Origin of the sequence: Pararobbsia silviterrae, from assembly GCF_003628125.1 — a bacterium.
In the GTDB taxonomy this organism is placed as follows: domain Bacteria; phylum Pseudomonadota; class Gammaproteobacteria; order Burkholderiales; family Burkholderiaceae; genus Pararobbsia; species Pararobbsia silviterrae.
Genome location: NZ_RBZU01000038.1, coordinates 1 through 1,164, shown reverse-complemented (window position 1 = coordinate 1,164; position 1,164 = coordinate 1). Strand labels below are relative to the sequence as shown.

Sequence of the window (1,164 nt, the reverse complement as noted above, 5' to 3'; positions counted from 1 at the left end):
TGCTTGAACTCCATCGTGTACGTCGCGCGACCCTGCGTGAGCGAACGCAGCGACGTCGAGTAGCCGAACATCTCGGCGAGCGGCACTTCGGCGCGCACGATCTTGCCGCCGCCGCCCGCGATGTCCTCCATGCCTTGCACGATGCCTCGGCGGCCCGACAGGTCGCCCATCACGTTGCCCATGAAGTCCTCGGGCGTCTCGACTTCGACGGCCATCATCGGTTCGAGCAGGATCGGACTCGCGCGGCGCATGCCTTCCTTGAACGCCATCGAGCCGGCCATGCGGAACGCGTTTTCGTTCGAGTCGACGTCGTGGTACGAACCGAACGTCAGCGTCGCCTTGACGTCGACGACCGGATAGCCGGCGAGCACGCCGGCCTTCAGCGTTTCCTGGATCCCCTTGTCGACCGCCGGGATGTATTCGCGCGGCACGACGCCGCCCTTGATCGCATCGACGAATTCGTAGCCCTTGCCTTGCTCCGACGGTTCGAGCGTGATGACGACGTGGCCGTATTGGCCGCGACCGCCCGATTGCTTGACGAACTTGCCTTCGACGTCCTTGGCGACCGACTTGATCGTTTCGCGGTAAGCGACCTGCGGCTTGCCGACCGACGCTTCGACGTTGAATTCGCGCTTCATGCGATCGACGAGAATTTCGAGGTGAAGCTCGCCCATGCCCGAGATGATCGTCTGGCCCGATTCCTCGTCGGTCTGCACGCGGAACGACGGATCTTCCTGCGCGAGGCGGTTCAGCGCGATCCCCATCTTTTCCTGGTCGGCCTTCGTCTTCGGCTCGACGGCCTGCGAGATCACGGGCTCCGGAAACTCCATGCGTTCGAGCACGATGACGTTGTCGATGTCCGACAACGTGTCGCCCGTCGTGACTTCCTTGAGGCCGACCGCGGCCGCGATATCGCCTGCGCGGACTTCCTTGATTTCGCTGCGCTCGTTCGCGTGCATCTGCAGGATCCGGCCGATCCGCTCTTTCTTGGCCTTCGCCGCGTTGAGCACGGTGTCGCCCGAATTCACGACGCCCGAATAGACGCGGAAGAACGTGAGCTGACCGACGAACGGGTCCGTCATGATCTTGAACGCGAGCGCCGAGAACGGCTCGTCATCCGAAGGATGACGTTCGGCCTCGTTGTCGTCTTCGTCGTGGCCCTTG

General features: G+C 63.3%; 1 protein-coding gene. It reads right to left on the bottom strand.

Features of this window, described 5'->3' with window-relative positions; all coding sequences use genetic code 11:
* Positions 1-1,164 (bottom strand): elongation factor G (gene fusA, locus D7S86_RS28915; RefSeq protein ID WP_121091581.1); only part of this gene is annotated, 1,164 nt, incomplete at both ends.